Genomic DNA, 17,096 nt, shown 5'->3' on the forward strand with positions numbered 1-17,096 from the left:
TCTATCTCCCACGAACTAATAACATTTTATAATTTAAAGCCTTTATATGTGAAATTATACTGTACAAATGGTCAGGTATTTATAGTTAGTAGCAGGGCTATATAAATATCATTAATTATAAGGGCTATACGTACACATGCTTTAAATTATAGCAGATTAAAATCATAGTAGATTAAAATTTGACCAAATGGTTATGTTGTGAGATATTTTAGACTTAATACAGATGAAATTGATTAGATGTGTAGCTCTGTGAAGGGCTGTAATACTTTTGACATTTAATCATGAAATACTATGAAAATGACTAATAATAGGAATAATAATGAAACTAAAGTCCCCCATAATATTTGCTTATTTCTGTGCCTCGCTAGCTCAAGCTAGTGATATTGCTGATGCTTGTTTTAACTGCCCGCCATTAGATAAAGTTGCCGATGCAAGCAGTTTTAACGATGGTAGTTACTATGCTGATGCTTTTGCGGCAATTAACGATAATTTGCCAGCAAGCGAAATAAAAACAAAAATAACCAGTGCTATTAGCCAAAACCACAAAAATCTATCTTATTCAGAAGTGTGGTCGGCCTTAACACAAACCGATGAAGATCCCTCTAATACCGCCAATGTAATTTTACTTTATAGCGGCATTTCATTACCTAAAATGTCAAATGGTAGCGGTTCACAAAGTACAAACCAAGATAACTGGAACCGAGAGCATGTTTGGCCAAAAAGTCATGGTTTTTCAGCTTCAAGTTTAGAAGCTTATACCGATATTCATCATTTACGTCCTACCGATATTTCAGTGAATTCGTCGCGCGGTAATTTAGATTTTGATAACAGCGATTCACCTTTGTCAGAAGCGCCAGCAAATAGAGTCGACAATGACTCTTTTGAACCTAGGGATTCGGTTAAAGGCGATGTTGCCCGTATGGTTTTTTATATGGACACCCGTTATGAAGGCTTCGACGCGACACCGGATTTACAGGTGGTTGACCGTTTAACGTCTGTTGGCGACAGCGAAATTGGTCGTTTATGTCGACTACTTGAATGGCATGCTACAGACCCTGTAGATGTAACAGAGCAAAACAGACATAACCGCATTTATGAATATCAAGGTAACCGTAACCCATTTGTTGATCACCCAGAATGGATAAATCTACTCTTCAGCGCCGATGCTTGTACTGGTACAGGTGATACTGGCGGTGGTGATACAGGTGGCGGTGATACAGGCGGCGGTGGCGATACCGGCGGTGGAGGTGATACCGGTACTCCTCCATCATCAAGCCCATTGTTTATTTCTGAGTATGTTGAAGGCAGCAGTAATAACAAAGCACTAGAGCTTTATAATGCATCAGGCAGCGACATAGATTTAGCGGCTGAAAATTACCAATTAGGTCGTTTCAGCAACGGTGGCGTTAATGCATCAATGATCAACTTAAGTGGCATTATAGCTGCAAATAGCGCCTTTGTTATTGCTAATACAAGAGCTTCGGACGCGGTAAAAAGTCTGGCTGACCAATTAAGTGGTTCACTGAGTCACAATGGTGATGATGCTTACGTACTGTATAAAAATAACGAAGTGGTCGACTCTTTTGGGCTTGTAGGTGAAGATCCAGGCTCTGCTTGGGGAAGTGATACTTATACCACTAAAGATAATACCTTACGTCGTAACAGCAGCATTGTTAGTGGCGATACCGTAATTGATGATACGTTTGATCCATCAATACAATGGACAGGGTTTGGTAAAGATGAATTTTCAGACTTAGGCCAACACCTTGTTATTAATCCTGAAATATTTATCTCTGAATATATTGAAGGCGGTAGTCTTAACAAAGCGTTAGAGTTTTTTAATCCTTCTGCGAATGCTGTAGATTTAGGCGCTGAAAATTATCAACTAGGTAGCTTTAGCAATGGTAGTTCGTCAGCAACCATGATTGACCTCGATGGTATTATTGCTGGTAATAGCGTGTACGTCATTGCTAATTCAGGTGCTGCTTCAGCCATACTTGATGTTGCAAACCAAATATCTAGCTCAGTCAGCCATAATGGTGATGACGCTTATGTTTTGTATAAAAACAATGTTGTTATTGATTCAATTGGCCGTGTTGGTGAAGATCCTGGCTCACAATGGGGCAGTGATTTACAAAGCACAAAAGATAATACCTTAGTGCGTAAAAGTACGATAACAATGGGTGATACGATTGTTGATGATGCTTTTGACCCTGCGCTAGAGTGGGATGGTTATGCTAAGGATACTTTTGACTATATCGGTACTCATACTAGTAATAGTGGTGGAGAGCCCATTAGTTTAATTGGTGAATGTGCCGATCCAACAACATTAATTAGTGTTGTACAAGGTGCAGGGTTTTCATCACCACTTGTTGGCGAAAGTCATATTATTGAAGGGGTTGTAACGGGCAGTTTTCCTGCGCTAAACGGTTTCTTTATGCAAGAAGAGTCAATTGATCAAGATGCGGACCCACTCACATCAGAAGGTATCTTTGTTGCAACTGCCGGTGGAGAGTTCCCTGCAGTAAATAGTGTCGTTAGGGTTATTGGTAAAATTTCAGAAAGTTATGGTAAAACACAAATCAATCAATCAGAAGCGACATTAATTTGTGGTACTGATAGTGTATTAGCCAGTAACTTAAGTTTACCTTTTAGCTCAAGTGAAGCACGTGAAAGCATCGAAGGCATGTTAGTTACCATTGCTGAAACGCTAACCGTTACCGATAACTATAATCTCGGTCGTTATGGTGAAGTTGCTTTATCAAATGGTCGTTTATATGTGCCAACCAACATTCATCTTCCAGGTTCTGCTGAATATAGCGTATTAGCAGCTAGAAATGCGCTGAATAAAGTCACGCTTGATGATGGTATCAATGGTTCAAATCCTGAAAACATTATTTACCCTACTAATGGTTTATCAGCAGCAAATACATTGCGTGCTGGAGATCAGGTCACGGCGTTAACTGGTTTGGTTGATTATAGTTTTGGTAATTATCGAATTATTCCTGTTGAAGCACCGACTTTTGATAGTGTTAATGTAAGAACTGAGGCACCTGTGCTAGCTACCGGCAACCTGCGTATTGCTAGTTTTAACGTATTAAATTACTTTAATGGTGACGGCTTAGGTGGTGGTTTTCCTACTTCAAGAGGCGCAGATAGTGTTGAAGAGTTTGACCGTCAGCGCAGTAAAATAATTGCGGCTATTACCAAAATGGATGCCGATATAGTTGGTTTACTTGAAATGGAAAATGACGGTTTTGGTGAGCATAGCGCCATCCAAGATTTAGTCCACGGCTTAAACCTTGTGGCACCGGCTAATGTTCATTACAGCTTTGTTAATCCAAATATTGAGGCTGATGCTGCTACGGGAGTTGAACTTCTTGGTGGTGATCGCATTAAGGTAGCGATGATTTACAATGATAAAGCTGTGACTGAATTTGGTACTACTGCTTATTTGACCGGATTCCCATTTGAATATCATAACCGTGCACCTATGGCGCAGTCGTTCAGAGCTATTGAAACGGGTGAGCGTTTAACCGTTGCGATCAATCATTTTCGCTCTAAAGGCTGTTCAAGTAGTGGTGGTGTTGAAAATGAAGATAAGCTTGATGGCCAAGGTTGTTATAACCTACGACGTGTTCAAGGTGCAGAAGCGATTACGGCTTGGTTAGCGACATATCCAACCGGTATTGCAGATGACGATATCTTGATCATTGGTGATTTGAATGCTTACAGTAAAGAAGATCCGGTCACTACGATTGAAAGTGCTGGCTATACTAATCTTGCGCAACAGTTTATCGGCGATATGGCTTATAGCTATGCTTATCAAGGTGAAATTGGCACGTTAGACCATGCTTTGGCGTCAACGTCATTAAGCGAAAAAGTAATTGATGTGACTGAATGGCATATTAATGCTGATGAGCCGACTATTTTTGATTACAACACAGAATATAAAAATGCCGAGCAGCTAGTTACTATGTACGACAGTAATGCTTATCGTGCATCTGACCATGATCCTGTGTTAGTTGAAATTGAAGGTGTAACGCCACTTATTTCGGTGCAAGAAGTGCATACAGACCTTGGAACAAAATCACGCTGGAGCACTTTTAAATTTGAGGTACCAGAAACGTCAGTAAGCTTTACCGCTACAATTACCGGTGGTGCAGGTAACGTTGACTTATATGTTAGAGCAGGTAAAAAACCTAACAAGAATAAGTTTGATTGCCGACCTAAGTTAGTAGGTAATGAAGAAAGTTGTGTGATGGATTTACCCACTTCAGGGACTTGGTATATAAGATTACGCGGCGAGCGTCATTACAGTGATGTAACCCTAACTTTAGAAGCGTTATATCCGGAGCCGCTATAATTAGGCGCAGAATACTCAGTGAGAAAATTGTCTTATATAGATTTGTTACTGACATGAGTAAGCTAAGAAACACGTTGAATTAGCACTGCTATGTTAATTTAGCGATATCCAATAAAAAACATCTGCCCAATGGGTAGATGTTTTTTTTGTGTTTATTTAATGGTTTGAGGTGGTTTGATGAGCGGGCGTTAAAGCTTTTTACCTAGCCTTTTTTCAATTTGTTTTTTTTCCCAATCAGCACCAAAAAAGCTGTATACCTCAAATACACTCATCCCATGCGATATTACTCCAATACCCCAGCCAAATGCCGCCCACCAAGCCCAATAATAACCAGGGCTAGTGATAAAGTTAACGATAAACAACCCTAGGATTACCACGCCATAATTAATAAGGTGACTATAAAATCCTTTAATGTCTCTCACATGCTCAATAACACGATTTTCTTCTTCGCTATATTTGTCTGAGCTCTCCATATTTTTTTCCTCCAATAATTCATCAAGTTCAATTTCAAAAAAAGCGGCAAGAGATTTTAATGATTCCAAACCTGCTTTTTGACCTCGTTCAATGCGTTGAATCGTTCTTATATTTAAGCCACTGAACTGGGCTAATTGCTCCTGAGACCATGCTCTTTTAAGTCTTAATTTTCGGACGGTCTTTACTTCTCCTTGTTGCTGTTCGTATTGAACTATTCATTATTAGATAAAGTTTTACTACGACTTTTACCTGACATTATAGTGACAGTTATTAAAAATCAACAGCTTATGTTTACTGTGTTACTGGCTGATTATTCAATTATAATTTCTTTTAGTTGTTTGGCTGCGTCGTCAAACTCATAAACTTCAACTTTTGCCATAATGTTTTTTAGTTGCTGGTGGTAGGGTTGCTGTTGGGTCATTGATAATAATGCATGAATGGTATCAATAGCGGCAACGTCATAATTCTCTACGTCAATTTTTAATTGGTTAATTAGACTTTTACAAGTAGAAATATTGAAATCTACATCGGTCTGCTTAGGGTGATTTAATACAGCTAACGCCACTTTAATAAGACTAAGTTCATCCCTACACTGGGTTAAAATGAGCGGGTTAATATCCTCAAGGGCAGCGCTACTTTCTAATATTTGGCAAAGTTCATAAAGCTGTTTAGCACCTATGTTGCCTGCTACACCCTTTAAAGTATGGGCCAGTTGTTCAATTTCAGCAAAATTTTCCTTGGCGAATGCGTTTGCTATAGGCTCCATTGCGTTTGAATAGTTATCTTTAAATTTAAGCAGTAAACGCAGGTAAAGGCTATGATTGTTTTGTGCTATGGTTAAGCCTGCCTTTGTGTCTATGCCGTAAAGTTTAGGGATGGCCGTTTGCTTCTTTTTACCTGATAATAAAGCGGCTTTATCGTCGTTTGAACTTTTAACTTTATTTGAATTTTTAGGACTATTGAGCGTCACCCATTGTGCCAATTTAACAAATAATTCACTGGTATTGATGGGTTTACCAATATGTTCATTCATACCTGATTCGATAGCTTTTTCACGATCGCCTGCCATCACATTTGCGGTCATTGCTATAATAGGCAAATCGCTAAATCGTGGTTCTTGACGAAGTTCACGTGTGGTGGTGTAACCATCTTTTACGGGCATTTGGCAATCCATTAACACGGCATCAAACTGTTCATGGTTAAGGCGGTCTATCGCTTCTTGACCGTTATTGGTGATCACCACTTCAATACCATTTTTAGTTAGTAATTCTGTTGCTAATTCTTGATTAATTTCATTATCTTCAACCAGCAATATTTTTGCACCTTGCAATGTCTGTATTGCTGGCGACGATTCATGGTCAAATAAACTGTACTTTATGCTGCGGAGATTCTCGTGGCCCAAAGTGATCAATAAGCTGTCGAGCAAACTAGAAGAGGTTATCGGCTTACACATGATAAAATAGTTATCTTCTCCTTCGAGTGCTTGCATCGAATTTTTGTCATTATCGGGGAGAATATGTAATAAGGGTAAATCAGTATATTTGTCTCGAATTAACGCAATATCGCGACAGTTTCCATCGTCACGGTAATTTATAAAGTCGATTATTAAAACATCAATAATATTAGCTTGTTGACTTAGTTCAGGTAGCGCTTCGGCGACCGAGTCATAGCTTTCGACCATAAAGCCAAATGACTTTAGAATGCGCATTAAAATAGGTTGATTAGCTTTATTATCTGTTAGTAGAGCAACGTTTAAGCCTTTAATTGATGTTGATTTATCAGCGCTAATACTCTCCAATGACTGGCTTTGACAGTTGATAGTAAAATGAAACTTACTGCCGATATTTTCTTCGCTTTCTAGCCAAATTTCGCCACCTAACAACTCAACAAGGCGCTTGCATATAGCTAATCCTAAGCCTGTGCCGCCATATTTTCTTGTTGTTGAAGCGTCAGCTTGGCTGAACGATTGAAATAGTTTTTCTTGTTGTGATGAACTCATGCCTATACCCGTGTCACAAACAGAGAACTTTAAGATCACGTTATCGTCCTGTTTATTAATACATGAAACGTGAACTTTGATTTCACCTTGCTCAGTAAACTTAGCGGCATTACTGCCTAAGTTTGTTAATATTTGGCCGAGACGCAGTGGATCACCAATTAAATTGAGCGGGACACTTTTTTCAACATCAAAAATTAATTCAGTTTGTTTCTCATTGAGTTTATCAACTAACATATTACTGAGGTTATCGAGGATATCATCTAAGCTAAACGGGATTGATTCAATGTCGAGTTTATTCGCTTCTATTTTTGAAAAATCTAAAATATCATTAACAATACCCAGCAAAGACTCAGCAGCAATGTTGACCTTAGTAATCTGATTTTCTTGTTCTGGTGTTAAGTTGGTTTTCAATGCTAATGCCGACATACCAATAATAGCGTTCATTGGCGTGCGAATTTCATGCGACATATTAGCTAAAAAGTTAGATTTAGCTTTAACCGCATCTTCAGCTAAAGACTTTGCATGCGCGAGGGTTTGCTCTGCCATTTTTTGTTCACTGATATCGACAAATGTGCCCAATAATCCGCCAGCACTGCCATCAGCTTTTGCAAAACTTTTTACCCAATACATAATGGTATGTTCCAAACCATCGCCGTAAACAAGCGGTATTTCCTTTCGTACCATGCCCATTGAAGCAATAAGCTCTGTATCTTCAGCTTGGTAGGCTTTTCGATCAGCTAATGGTAAATATTCTAAGTCTAGTACCGTTTTGCCGATCACATCTTGCCTTTTTACATTAAAGGTTTGCTCATAAGCACTATTCACGCTAGTAATTTTTGAGTCAGGGTCTTTAACAAAGATTGGGTAGGGAATGGTGTCCGCTAAGGCCTGCTGGAAAACAATATGCTCAGTTAAGGCTGCATCATGCAGTTTACGTTCGGTAATATCTCGAATAATGGCGACAATAAAGCGGTCATTATGAATATCAAGTGCGCTAACCGTCACTTCTGCAGAGAACTCATGGCCGTTTTTTCGTTTGCCGGTAAGTTCGAGTAATTGTTTTTCTGGGGCCGGTTCATTCAATATATGATCAAAAATATGTAAGTTCGTTTCTTCGGGTAATAATAGCTCTATTTTTTGACCAATAAGCTCTGATTTATCGTAGCCAAACATAGTTAATACTTGCGAATTAACTAGGCTGTGTTCTCGATGCTTATCTAACATTAAGATAGCATCAGGTGCCGACTCCATTAACGCGGCAAATTGAGCTTGGGCTGCGTTTCTTTGCGTTATATCGATTAAGGTTAAGCGTATTTCGATTAATTGTTCATTTTCATTATAAACCGGCAGGGCTGAGAGCATGGTATCTATTGTGGTTGTGTCACTTATGCTTACCGGAATTTCGCACTCTAAGGGGTGTGATTTAGTTTGAAATATTTGGTGAACATAATGCGCTGGTGCAACAAAATTTTGCCAGTTTAAAGTGGTAAATGTTTCGCGTGGACGCTTAAACATATGCGCAAATGCAACATTATGTTTAATAAATAAGCCTTGAGGGTCTAATGTCGCATAGGCGACCGGGGCATGTTCATATAGCTCCCAAAGTGCCCGTTCACGTTGATGCAACTCAGCAGTACGTTTTGCTACCTGTTGCTCTAGTTCTGCTTTTGAACGGCGCATATATTTTGTTGAACGTTGTCCAACAGAAATGGTAAAAATGTTCGAGGTTAAGGTTAATAACAGGGTAATAAAGGCAATTAACATCAACTTATTACGTAGGGAATTAACCCCCAATAACGCTTCATTTACATCAATTTCTGTCGCAATACCAAAACCGTATTGATTGTCCCATAACCAAGCACCAAAAACGGAGACACCACGGTAATCGTTATAACCCAATATATTACTGGTTATTTTATTGTTGGTAATTAGGCTAATATTATCTGAACGGGCACTATTAATCAGGTGACTTGCCATAAATGTAAATGGTAATTGTTGCATATCAAATACCGCGTCAGGATTTTCCATTACATTGATTTTTGGTACTTTAAGTGTGATAAGTTGCTTACTCTTACTGTATTTTTGTAAGTAGTTAATGGCCGAAAATTCAGCTTCAAATCGACTTCTAGAAAGCATTTGCCCTTGGTTAGTTACCAAGTAGCTTTCGCCTGAGTTACCAATGCGACCTTGCTGCATAATATGCGATATTTGACCGCTAGGTTGAATACGCATAGATAACGCCGCAATGACCTGATTATTTTCATTGAAGATTGGTGTGATCATAAACATACTGTATTGATCTATCGGCTTAACAGCGCTCCCCGATAAGTCCGATATATTCGATTTTGTTGGCGGTACAAAGTGACTTTCTCCAGTAAAAACAGCGGCTATAATATCGGGGTGTTGTTGGGCTATTAAGCTGATTTTGTCTAAGTTTTCGTTACGGTTAGAGCCAATATTGATATGTTCTGAACTGATAATCGAAAAGTCATTGCCCTCAATACTACTTTGACTAAAATATTGGCGAATTTTTTTTGTCGATTTTGAGGCGATAAGAGGCTCGTTTAGCGCCGACTGAAGATGTAGCTCTTTAGTGAGTTGTACGACTGTGTAGCTTTTAGCTATTTGTTTTAATAACCTTTCTTGAACACTGATCCAGTCATTAAGACGAGTTTTGGTTGCTTCTACGACAAACTCAAGATTTTTTTGCATGTTGGCGCGAGTAATTTTTTCATTGTCTTGCAGCGTTAAGTAAATAACACTAAAAATAATGGCTATATTGATTGCCGATATTGAATGCACGATAAATGGAAATTTTCTTGATGCCATAAACGCAGCGATGCGCTGTTGACTAATGAGTTTTGGTAAAAGTAATGTGGAAAATATTAATGCTAACGATATCAATACCATAATAAAAATTAATGAGGTGCTGTTACTATCGTTCTTATGTTCTGGGACAAAGTCGATTAATGCGTCTTCAAGCAATAAGTTAGTGGGTATAAAAGGCGAGTCGATCATATCCAACTGATGATATATCTCGCTAATTTTTTCCATGCGTGTGCGAGCGATTGAGCCAAGTGGAATGTACTTAGCTAAAATGATTTTACTAATTTCGTTAGCTTCAAAGCTTAAGTGACTATACGACTTTCCTTGGCTATTATATTTATCTTCAATTAATTTAATTATTTCTGACTGATGGTTAAGTGCATATTGCCAACCTTTAATGGTTGCTTGACGAATTGCTTGCACACGTTGAGGGTTGTTTTTCACCTCTGATTCACTGGTAAATAAGTTGTCACCATAAAAATCAATACCATAGTCTCTAGGACTGATAGTCAAAATTTCAATGTTTTCTTGTTTAAATTCAAATGGTTCATTCGTGCTATAAATTAAAATAGCATCAGTTGCACCAGACGTTAACGCGGAAAGTTGCTCTGTTTGCTCTTGCCAAGTAAAAACTGATGCATCTTGTTTTGTTTGCATGAGCATTGCGGTTACGGGGGCATAGTTCTTAAACTTTTTATCCACCATGATGCGTTTGCCAATGAGATCAAATGGACTGGCTATGCCGGAGGAGCGCAATGTTGCGATAGTTGTGGGAGAGTGTTGAAATATTTGTGCGACAATAACGACAGGTTTTCCCTGACTTTTGTCTATGATTAAGCTCGAGTCACTTATGCCATAATCAGCGCGACCGTCGATAACATAATCTGTAACATCACCAGGGCCGTTGAATTCTCTTAATTCAACCTCTAAGCCCAGTTCTTGATAAAATCCTTGCTCTTTTGCAGCATAATAACCCGCATATTGAAATTGATGAAACCAATTGAGTTGAATTGAAACTTTATCAAGTGCTTGGCCTGAAGCGTGGCTACTGAAAACAAAAGATAATGCACTGCATATGGCGATTAGGCCGTTTTTTTTGTGGAAAAAATTTAACATTTTATCTGCGTTCAGCCCATTGCTTGATGATTTTAGCGAGCTGTTCAACACCATCGGTTAATGCTGCTGGTCCAGGCTGTAAAATATCGGTAGAGTTTATCTCGTAAATATCATCATTTTTTATTGCCGGTATAGCTTGCCAACCTGCTCTGGAAGTTACTTTTTCTTTATCAAATTTACGACCACACCAAGAGGCGATGTATATATCAGGATTTTTAGCAATAACATCACTGGCATCGGCCACAATGCGGTTTTTAGCTAACGACTGTGTTGAAAACTCTTGGTAGCAATCTATTCCGCCCGCAATTTCTATTAACTCACTAACCCAACCAATACCGGTGATGATAGGATCGAACCACTCTTCGAAATAAACCTTTGGCCGAGCTGGTAGTTTATCTGCTTGCTGTTTAATGCTGCGTAAATTTTTTTGCATGTCTGCAACAAGTTTTTCGCCTTTTTCTGGTTGGCCAATTAATCCTGACAAAGTGCGAATCATCTGCAGGATTTCGCTAATACTGCGATGATTAAAACAGTGAACTTGTATACCTTCTTTGATCAAGTCGGCAACGATATCAGCTTGCATATCAGAAAATGCTAAGACTAAATCTGGCTTTAACGATAATATTTTTTCGGTTCTTGCCGTTATATAGGCACTGACTTTTGTTTTCTCTTTTCGAGCGCGTTCAGGACGCATGGTATAAGCTGAAATCCCAATTATACGGTGATCTTCTTCCATAAGATAAAGCGCTTCGGTGGTTTCTTCTGTTAAGCAGATAATTCGCTCTGGCCATTTAGGTTCAGGAACAGGGATCATGTATTTTCCTTGTGACTCTTGGTTGTTATTATTAATAGCAGTATCGTTACGCAGTTATTTTATAGTTTGATAACGCTAGCTGTTTTTACTTTATCAAAAAGTGAGACACAATGATTAATTTTTTAGTGACGATCTTATTGCACAACAGTTAGTTGATAATGCAATAAGTATATTTGATAGACTGTGACATGATTTAATTGTAAATCATTTAGTGACTGTATACATAAATACCAAGTTGATTAATTAGGAGCATAGGGTTGTCAGTATTTAACGTTTATTTATTACGCCACGGTGAATTAGTGCAAACAGGTATTCTATGTGGTCGCACTGATATTGCGCTATCTGATACGGGCAAAAAACAGCTTGTTAATGCCATTCAATACCTGCCTAATATATCACATTGCTATAGCTCTCCACTGATTCGTTGCCGCGAATTTGCTGAAAAATTTTGCCAAAAAAATGAATTGCCCATACAGGTTTTAGCTGAATTACAAGAGATGAACTTTGGTGACTGGGACGGAAAAAGTTATCAATCCCTTTGGCAACCAGAACTGGAACCAGATCAACAGATCGAACTTTCTTCAGATAAAAAAATACCAACCTTAGGTGATTTTTGGCAAAACCCATGGCAATGCCAGCCTCCTAATGGTGAAACAATGGCAAGTTTTACGCAACGTGTTGATAAATTTTGGCATAATTTGTTAGCACAACTGGAGCAATCTCATCTTCATAAAAATAAGCAAAACCAAGCAGTAAATACTTTAGTGTTTAGTCATGGTGGTGTTATTCGGTATATTTTGGCTAAAGTGTTGGGTTTACCAATACCTGGTGTTAATCATATGGCCAATCTTGATGTACCTTATGGCGGGCTAATTCATCTTCAAATTACGATTGACGATAAGGGTAAAGCTTGGCCTAAATTGATGCTCTAGTATAAAAGCTGACAGTTATTTATGAATTTGCCTTTTAGCTGTGTTAAAAAAAACTTGCTATTTTGTCCTAGCTGTCGATAATCTCGCCATTAAATTAATAATGTCATATTCAATTTTACTTTCTTTGATGGGAAAACCATTGTTGAGAATGTAAAACTGGGAATGTGGTGAAAGTCCACAACTGTACCCGCAACTGTAAACAGAACGATATATCGCCAAGTCATCATGTAATAAAGTGATTTGTGTAGAGTATATCTAGATGCTGTAAGTCAGGATACCAGGGGAAATATGTGCATTAATTACCACGTCGAGCGGGTTACTCGGGCATTGGATTTTTTATCTTTTTTCATTTTGACCATGTCATTCTTGAAACCAGATTTCTCCCATTAAACCTCAAAACCGTATCGACGTTAATCATATATATCAGCCAACTTAATTTTATGGTTTGGTACTATTTAGGCGTTAAAATGTTTGATATTCAAGCGGTAAGTGACGAACACTCAGAAAAAATTCAAGCGGTAATTAATGGTAAAACAAAGCCATTAGGTGCCCTGGGAGAGCTTGAGCACTTAGCAAAGCAAATCGCTAAAATTCAGCTGACAACTGCCGATTTTGAAGCGCCTAAGCTCAGTCAGTATAAGTTACAATTAAACCATCCTCATTTAACTGTTTTTGCAGGCGACCATGGTGTTGCTAGCGAAGGTGTATCCATTGCGCCTAGTGAAGTCACTCGCCAAATGGTGGCAAATTTTGCTGGCGGTGGCGCAGCCATTAATGTCTTTAGTCAACAACTTGGCTGGACGTTAAATATTGTCGATGCAGGTATTTTACAACCGGTATTATCAACAGCCGTTCTAAACCAACGTTTAGGCAATATTACCCAAGCCATTAATAATCAAGAAGCAATGACTCAAAAGCAAGTTGAGCAAGGCTTTATTTTTGCTAAAAAACATATTGCTGAGATCAAGAATACTGGTTGTAATATTATGGCTTTTGGTGAAATGGGTATAGGTAACACCACGATTGCTTCCGCAATAATGGCCGCCATAATGAATATTCCAGCCAGCGAAGCGGTGGGGCGTGGTACCGGCGTTTCTGATGAAATAGTGCTGAAGAAACAACAAGTGGTAGAGCAAGCGTTAGCTCTTCATCGCGATAACCTCACTGATGCTGAGTCTATTTTACGCTGCTTAGGTGGTTTTGAAGTTGTTCAGATCACCGCAGCAATGCTTGCAGCGGCAGAAAATCGCATGTTAATTATTGTCGACGGTTTTATTTGTACCGCTGCGGCCATGTTGGCCATTAAGTTTAATGCCAACGTGAAAAACTATATGGTGTTTGCGCATTGTTCAGGTGAGCAAGGTCACGAAAAAATGTTGCAATGGTTAGAAGTTAAGCCCTTATTAAATTTAGGCTTGCGCTTAGGTGAAGGTACAGGTGCGGCATTAGCGCTACCAATCATACAAGCAGCAGTAGCCTTTTATAATGATATGGCAAGCTTTGCCGATGCTGAGGTAACCGATGTTACCTGAGTTTGATGAACAGCCGTCAAATGTATCGAAACAAGGGCAGTTGGCAGAGCAATGGCAGTTATTGCTGTTAGCTACGAGTTTTTTTACCCGTATACCCGTTAACATTAGCGCTGAAGTAAGTGCAAATATGTTAAATGAAGCGAGTCGATATTTCGCTTTAGTTGGGGTGTTCATTGGTTTGTCTTCAGCATGTGCTTTTTATCTTTGTGCTATGTTCATGCCTGCTGAGGTTGCCTTGTTAGTTGCCATGGCAACAAGTGTGCTATTAACAGGTGCCTTTCATGAAGATGGATGGGCAGATGTTTGGGATGGTTTTGGCGGCGGTTGGACAGTAGAAAATAAACTCAATATCATGAAAGATAGTCGTTTAGGTACCTATGGTGCGGCGGCCTTGTTTTTTATTTTGATGATCAAATACCAAGCGTTATTAGCGCTTATTCAGCAAACGATGCCTAACGCTGATGTGTTGAATGAGACACTAAGTGTGTTGTCTATTTTAGTCTTAGGTCATTGCTTAAGCCGAGTACTGGCAACAAGCCTGATTGCTGACATGCCTTATGTGAGTGAAGATGCCACTTCAAAAGTTAAACCGTTAGCGCAAGCATTATCAAACAACAGTTATTTAACGCTACTGGCTACGGGCACAGTGATTATTTTATTGACCTTATCTTTTAGTGTCGCGTGGAAATTAGTGGTTATTTTATTACTGACACGTTGGTGTTTAAAACGCTGGTTTACTCAACAATTAGGTGGCTATACCGGTGACTGTTTAGGCGCTGCTCAACAGCTGTCAGAAGTGGTTATTTACATCACATTATTGTCACTTACTTCGGTGGGTATATGAGCCAAGTGACATTGAATAAAGTACAGTTAATTATTGGCGGCGCCCGTTCAGGTAAGAGCTCGTTGGCCGAGCAATATGCGAAGTCGTCAAACTTGCCGGTAACCTATATTGCGACAGCGCAAGCATTCGATGCTGAAATGCAGCAAAGAATTGCCCAACATCAAGCTGAGCGTCCTGAACATTGGCATTTGATAGAATCGCCTTTGTTATTAGCACAAGCCATTGAGTCTGCAATTGCTAGTTCAACTAGTACTTCAGGTATTTGTATATTAGTCGATTGTTTAACGCTGTGGCTAAGTAATAGTTTGTGTAAACCTAATGTTGATAATGACTCGACTGTTGATGGTAATCTTAATTTTTGTAACCTCGACTATTGGCAGCAAGAAAAAGCGCAATTGCTCAGCGTTTTGGAACGTATTCAGCAGCAGAAAAATACGCAAGAATCCGCTTCTGTTGAAAGACATGTTGAAAGACGTGTTGAAATTATCTTAGTCAGTAATGAAGTGGGGCACGGCATAGTGCCAATGGGCGAGTTGTCTCGATGCTTTGTCGACCAAGCCGGTTGGTTGCATCAAGCCATCGCTAAAATGGCTGATAATGTCGAGTTTGTCATGGCTGGTTTGCCATTAACATTAAAATCGTCTGAAAAAAATAACCAGAAGGCACAATTGTGAAAACATTAATGGTGCAGGGCACAACCTCAGACGCAGGAAAAAGTACCTTAGTGGCTGGACTGTGCCGAGTGTTAGTTAATGCCGGATATAATGTCGCGCCATTTAAACCACAAAATATGGCACTAAACAGTGCCGTAACAAAAGATGGTGGTGAAATTGGTCGCGCCCAAGCTTTGCAAGCTATTGCTGCAAAAGTTGAGGCACGAGTTGATTTTAATCCCATTCTTTTAAAGCCCAATAGTGATACGGGCGCACAAGTAATTGTTCATGGTAAAGCTATTTCCAATATGGAAGCAGGCAAATATCACGACTACAAAAAAGTGGCGATGCAAGCTGTTTTAGAATCGCATCAGCGTTTGGCTATCGATCATGACGTCTTACTCGTAGAGGGCGCAGGCAGCCCCGCGGAAATTAATCTTCGCGCCCATGATATTGCTAACATGGGCTATGCCGAAGCGGTAGATTGCCCTGTGGTTTTAGTGGCTGATATTGACCGTGGTGGCGTATTTGCTCACCTTGTTGGTACGCTGGCATTATTATCGGAGTCTGAGCAAGCGCGTGTAAAAGGTTTTATCATTAACCGTTTTCGCGGTGATATAAAGCTACTTGAATCTGGCTTGGATTGGTTAGAAGAGCGCACAGGTAAACCGGTGTTAGGTGTTTTACCCTATTTACATGATTTAGCCTTAGACGCTGAAGATGCCGTAGCACTTGATAATAAAGTCACAGAAGCAAAAGTTAAGGTTTTTGTACCTTTGCTACCCCATATGAGCAATCATACCGACTTTGACCCGCTACGCTTACAACCGAATATTGATTTACAATACATAAAAATAGGTCAGTCGTTACAAGGGGCCGATTTAATCATTTTACCCGGCAGTAAAAATGTTACCTCTGACTTAACGTTTTTAAAGCAGCAAGGCTGGCAGCAAGAAATTGAGCAACACTTGCGTTATGGCGGAAAATTATTGGGTATTTGTGGTGGCTATCAAATGTTGGGTAAGCAAATTTTTGACCCTGAACAAATAGAATCATCTGTTGAACAAGTATCGGGCTTAGGCTTGCTCGATTTCACAACAACACTCACGCAAAACAAAACCTTAAGCCAAGTGTCAGCAAGTATGACGCTTAATGGCGAAACGTGTCAGTTAACCGGTTACGAAATACATTGTGGTGTTTCAACGGGTCCAGCATTAAGTCACTCACTACTGAATATTCACCGAGAATCGACAACACACAATCAAAGTATTCCTGACGGCTGTATTTCAGATGACGGAAAAATTATTGCTACCTATCTGCATGGTTTCTTTGATTGTCCTGCGCCCACCCAGCTGGTATTAAATTGGCTAGGTATTAAAGATTTAGAAACTCCGGTTATTGATATTAATCAGCATCGAGAAATACAACTTGAGCGGCTAGCTGGTGTTTGTAACGAGTATTTAGCTATGGATAAAATTTACGACATTATTCATCAAGGTGTTGATACACCAAAGAGTAAATTGGCGAATTAGTCGCACAA

General features: G+C 39.3%; 9 protein-coding genes, 1 pseudogene and 1 riboswitch. Of the genes and pseudogenes, 6 read left to right on the plus strand and 4 right to left on the minus strand.

The window, feature by feature from the left end:
• The first annotated feature begins 319 nt into the window (after window positions 1-319).
• A complete protein-coding gene (locus A3Q33_RS13985; RefSeq protein WP_081180472.1) occupies window positions 320-4,366 on the plus strand; it encodes an ExeM/NucH family extracellular endonuclease in 4,047 nt (1,348 codons plus the stop codon).
• 188 nt (window positions 4,367-4,554) lie between these two features.
• Here the strand turns inward: A3Q33_RS13985 and A3Q33_RS13990 are convergent, their stop codons facing one another.
• The 4 genes and pseudogenes from A3Q33_RS13990 to A3Q33_RS14000 form a co-directional block, all read right to left on the minus strand.
• Window positions 4,555-4,908, minus strand: coding sequence for a 2TM domain-containing protein (locus A3Q33_RS13990; RefSeq protein ID WP_502687192.1), 354 nt, complete (start codon window positions 4,906-4,908; stop codon window positions 4,555-4,557).
• 6 nt (window positions 4,909-4,914) lie between these two features.
• Window positions 4,915-5,055: pseudogene (locus A3Q33_RS21150) on the minus strand (helix-turn-helix domain-containing protein); the annotation flags it as partial.
• Window positions 5,056-5,150: 95 nt separating this feature from the next.
• Window positions 5,151-10,781 (minus strand): ABC transporter substrate-binding protein, encoded by a 5,631-nt coding sequence (locus tag A3Q33_RS13995; protein WP_196797961.1) that lies wholly within the window; start codon window positions 10,779-10,781, stop codon window positions 5,151-5,153.
• 1 nt (window position 10,782) lies between these two features.
• Window positions 10,783-11,595 (minus strand): cobalamin-binding protein, encoded by an 813-nt coding sequence (locus A3Q33_RS14000; RefSeq protein WP_081180475.1) that lies wholly within the window; start codon window positions 11,593-11,595, stop codon window positions 10,783-10,785.
• A 257-nt stretch (window positions 11,596-11,852) separates the two neighbouring features.
• On the opposite strand from A3Q33_RS14000, the gene A3Q33_RS14005 reads away from it, so the two are divergent.
• From A3Q33_RS14005 to A3Q33_RS14025, 5 genes are all read left to right on the plus strand, one after another.
• On the plus strand, window positions 11,853-12,527 hold the full coding sequence (locus A3Q33_RS14005; protein WP_196797962.1) for a histidine phosphatase family protein: 675 nt from the start codon (window positions 11,853-11,855) through the stop codon (window positions 12,525-12,527).
• 103 nt (window positions 12,528-12,630) lie between these two features.
• A riboswitch (cobalamin riboswitch) is annotated at window positions 12,631-12,827 on the plus strand.
• A 167-nt stretch (window positions 12,828-12,994) separates the two neighbouring features.
• Complete coding sequence (cobT, locus tag A3Q33_RS14010; protein WP_081180477.1) at window positions 12,995-14,059, plus strand: nicotinate-nucleotide--dimethylbenzimidazole phosphoribosyltransferase; 1,065 nt, start codon at window positions 12,995-12,997, stop codon at window positions 14,057-14,059.
• Entirely contained in the window at window positions 14,049-14,903 is an 855-nt protein-coding gene (locus tag A3Q33_RS14015) for an adenosylcobinamide-GDP ribazoletransferase (protein WP_081180478.1), read from the plus strand. Before cobT ends, A3Q33_RS14015 begins: the two co-directional genes overlap by 11 nt.
• Window positions 14,900-15,577: a bifunctional adenosylcobinamide kinase/adenosylcobinamide-phosphate guanylyltransferase gene (gene cobU, locus A3Q33_RS14020; protein ID WP_081180479.1), complete on the plus strand. Its 678-nt coding sequence runs from the start codon at window positions 14,900-14,902 to the stop codon at window positions 15,575-15,577. Before A3Q33_RS14015 ends, cobU begins: the two co-directional genes overlap by 4 nt.
• On the plus strand, window positions 15,574-17,088 hold the full coding sequence (locus A3Q33_RS14025; RefSeq protein ID WP_081180480.1) for a cobyric acid synthase: 1,515 nt from the start codon (window positions 15,574-15,576) through the stop codon (window positions 17,086-17,088). Before cobU ends, A3Q33_RS14025 begins: the two co-directional genes overlap by 4 nt.
• The last annotated feature ends 8 nt before the right edge of the window (window positions 17,089-17,096 follow it).

It is taken from the genome of Colwellia sp. PAMC 21821 (genome assembly GCF_002077175.1).
In the GTDB taxonomy this organism is placed as follows: domain Bacteria; phylum Pseudomonadota; class Gammaproteobacteria; order Enterobacterales; family Alteromonadaceae; genus Cognaticolwellia.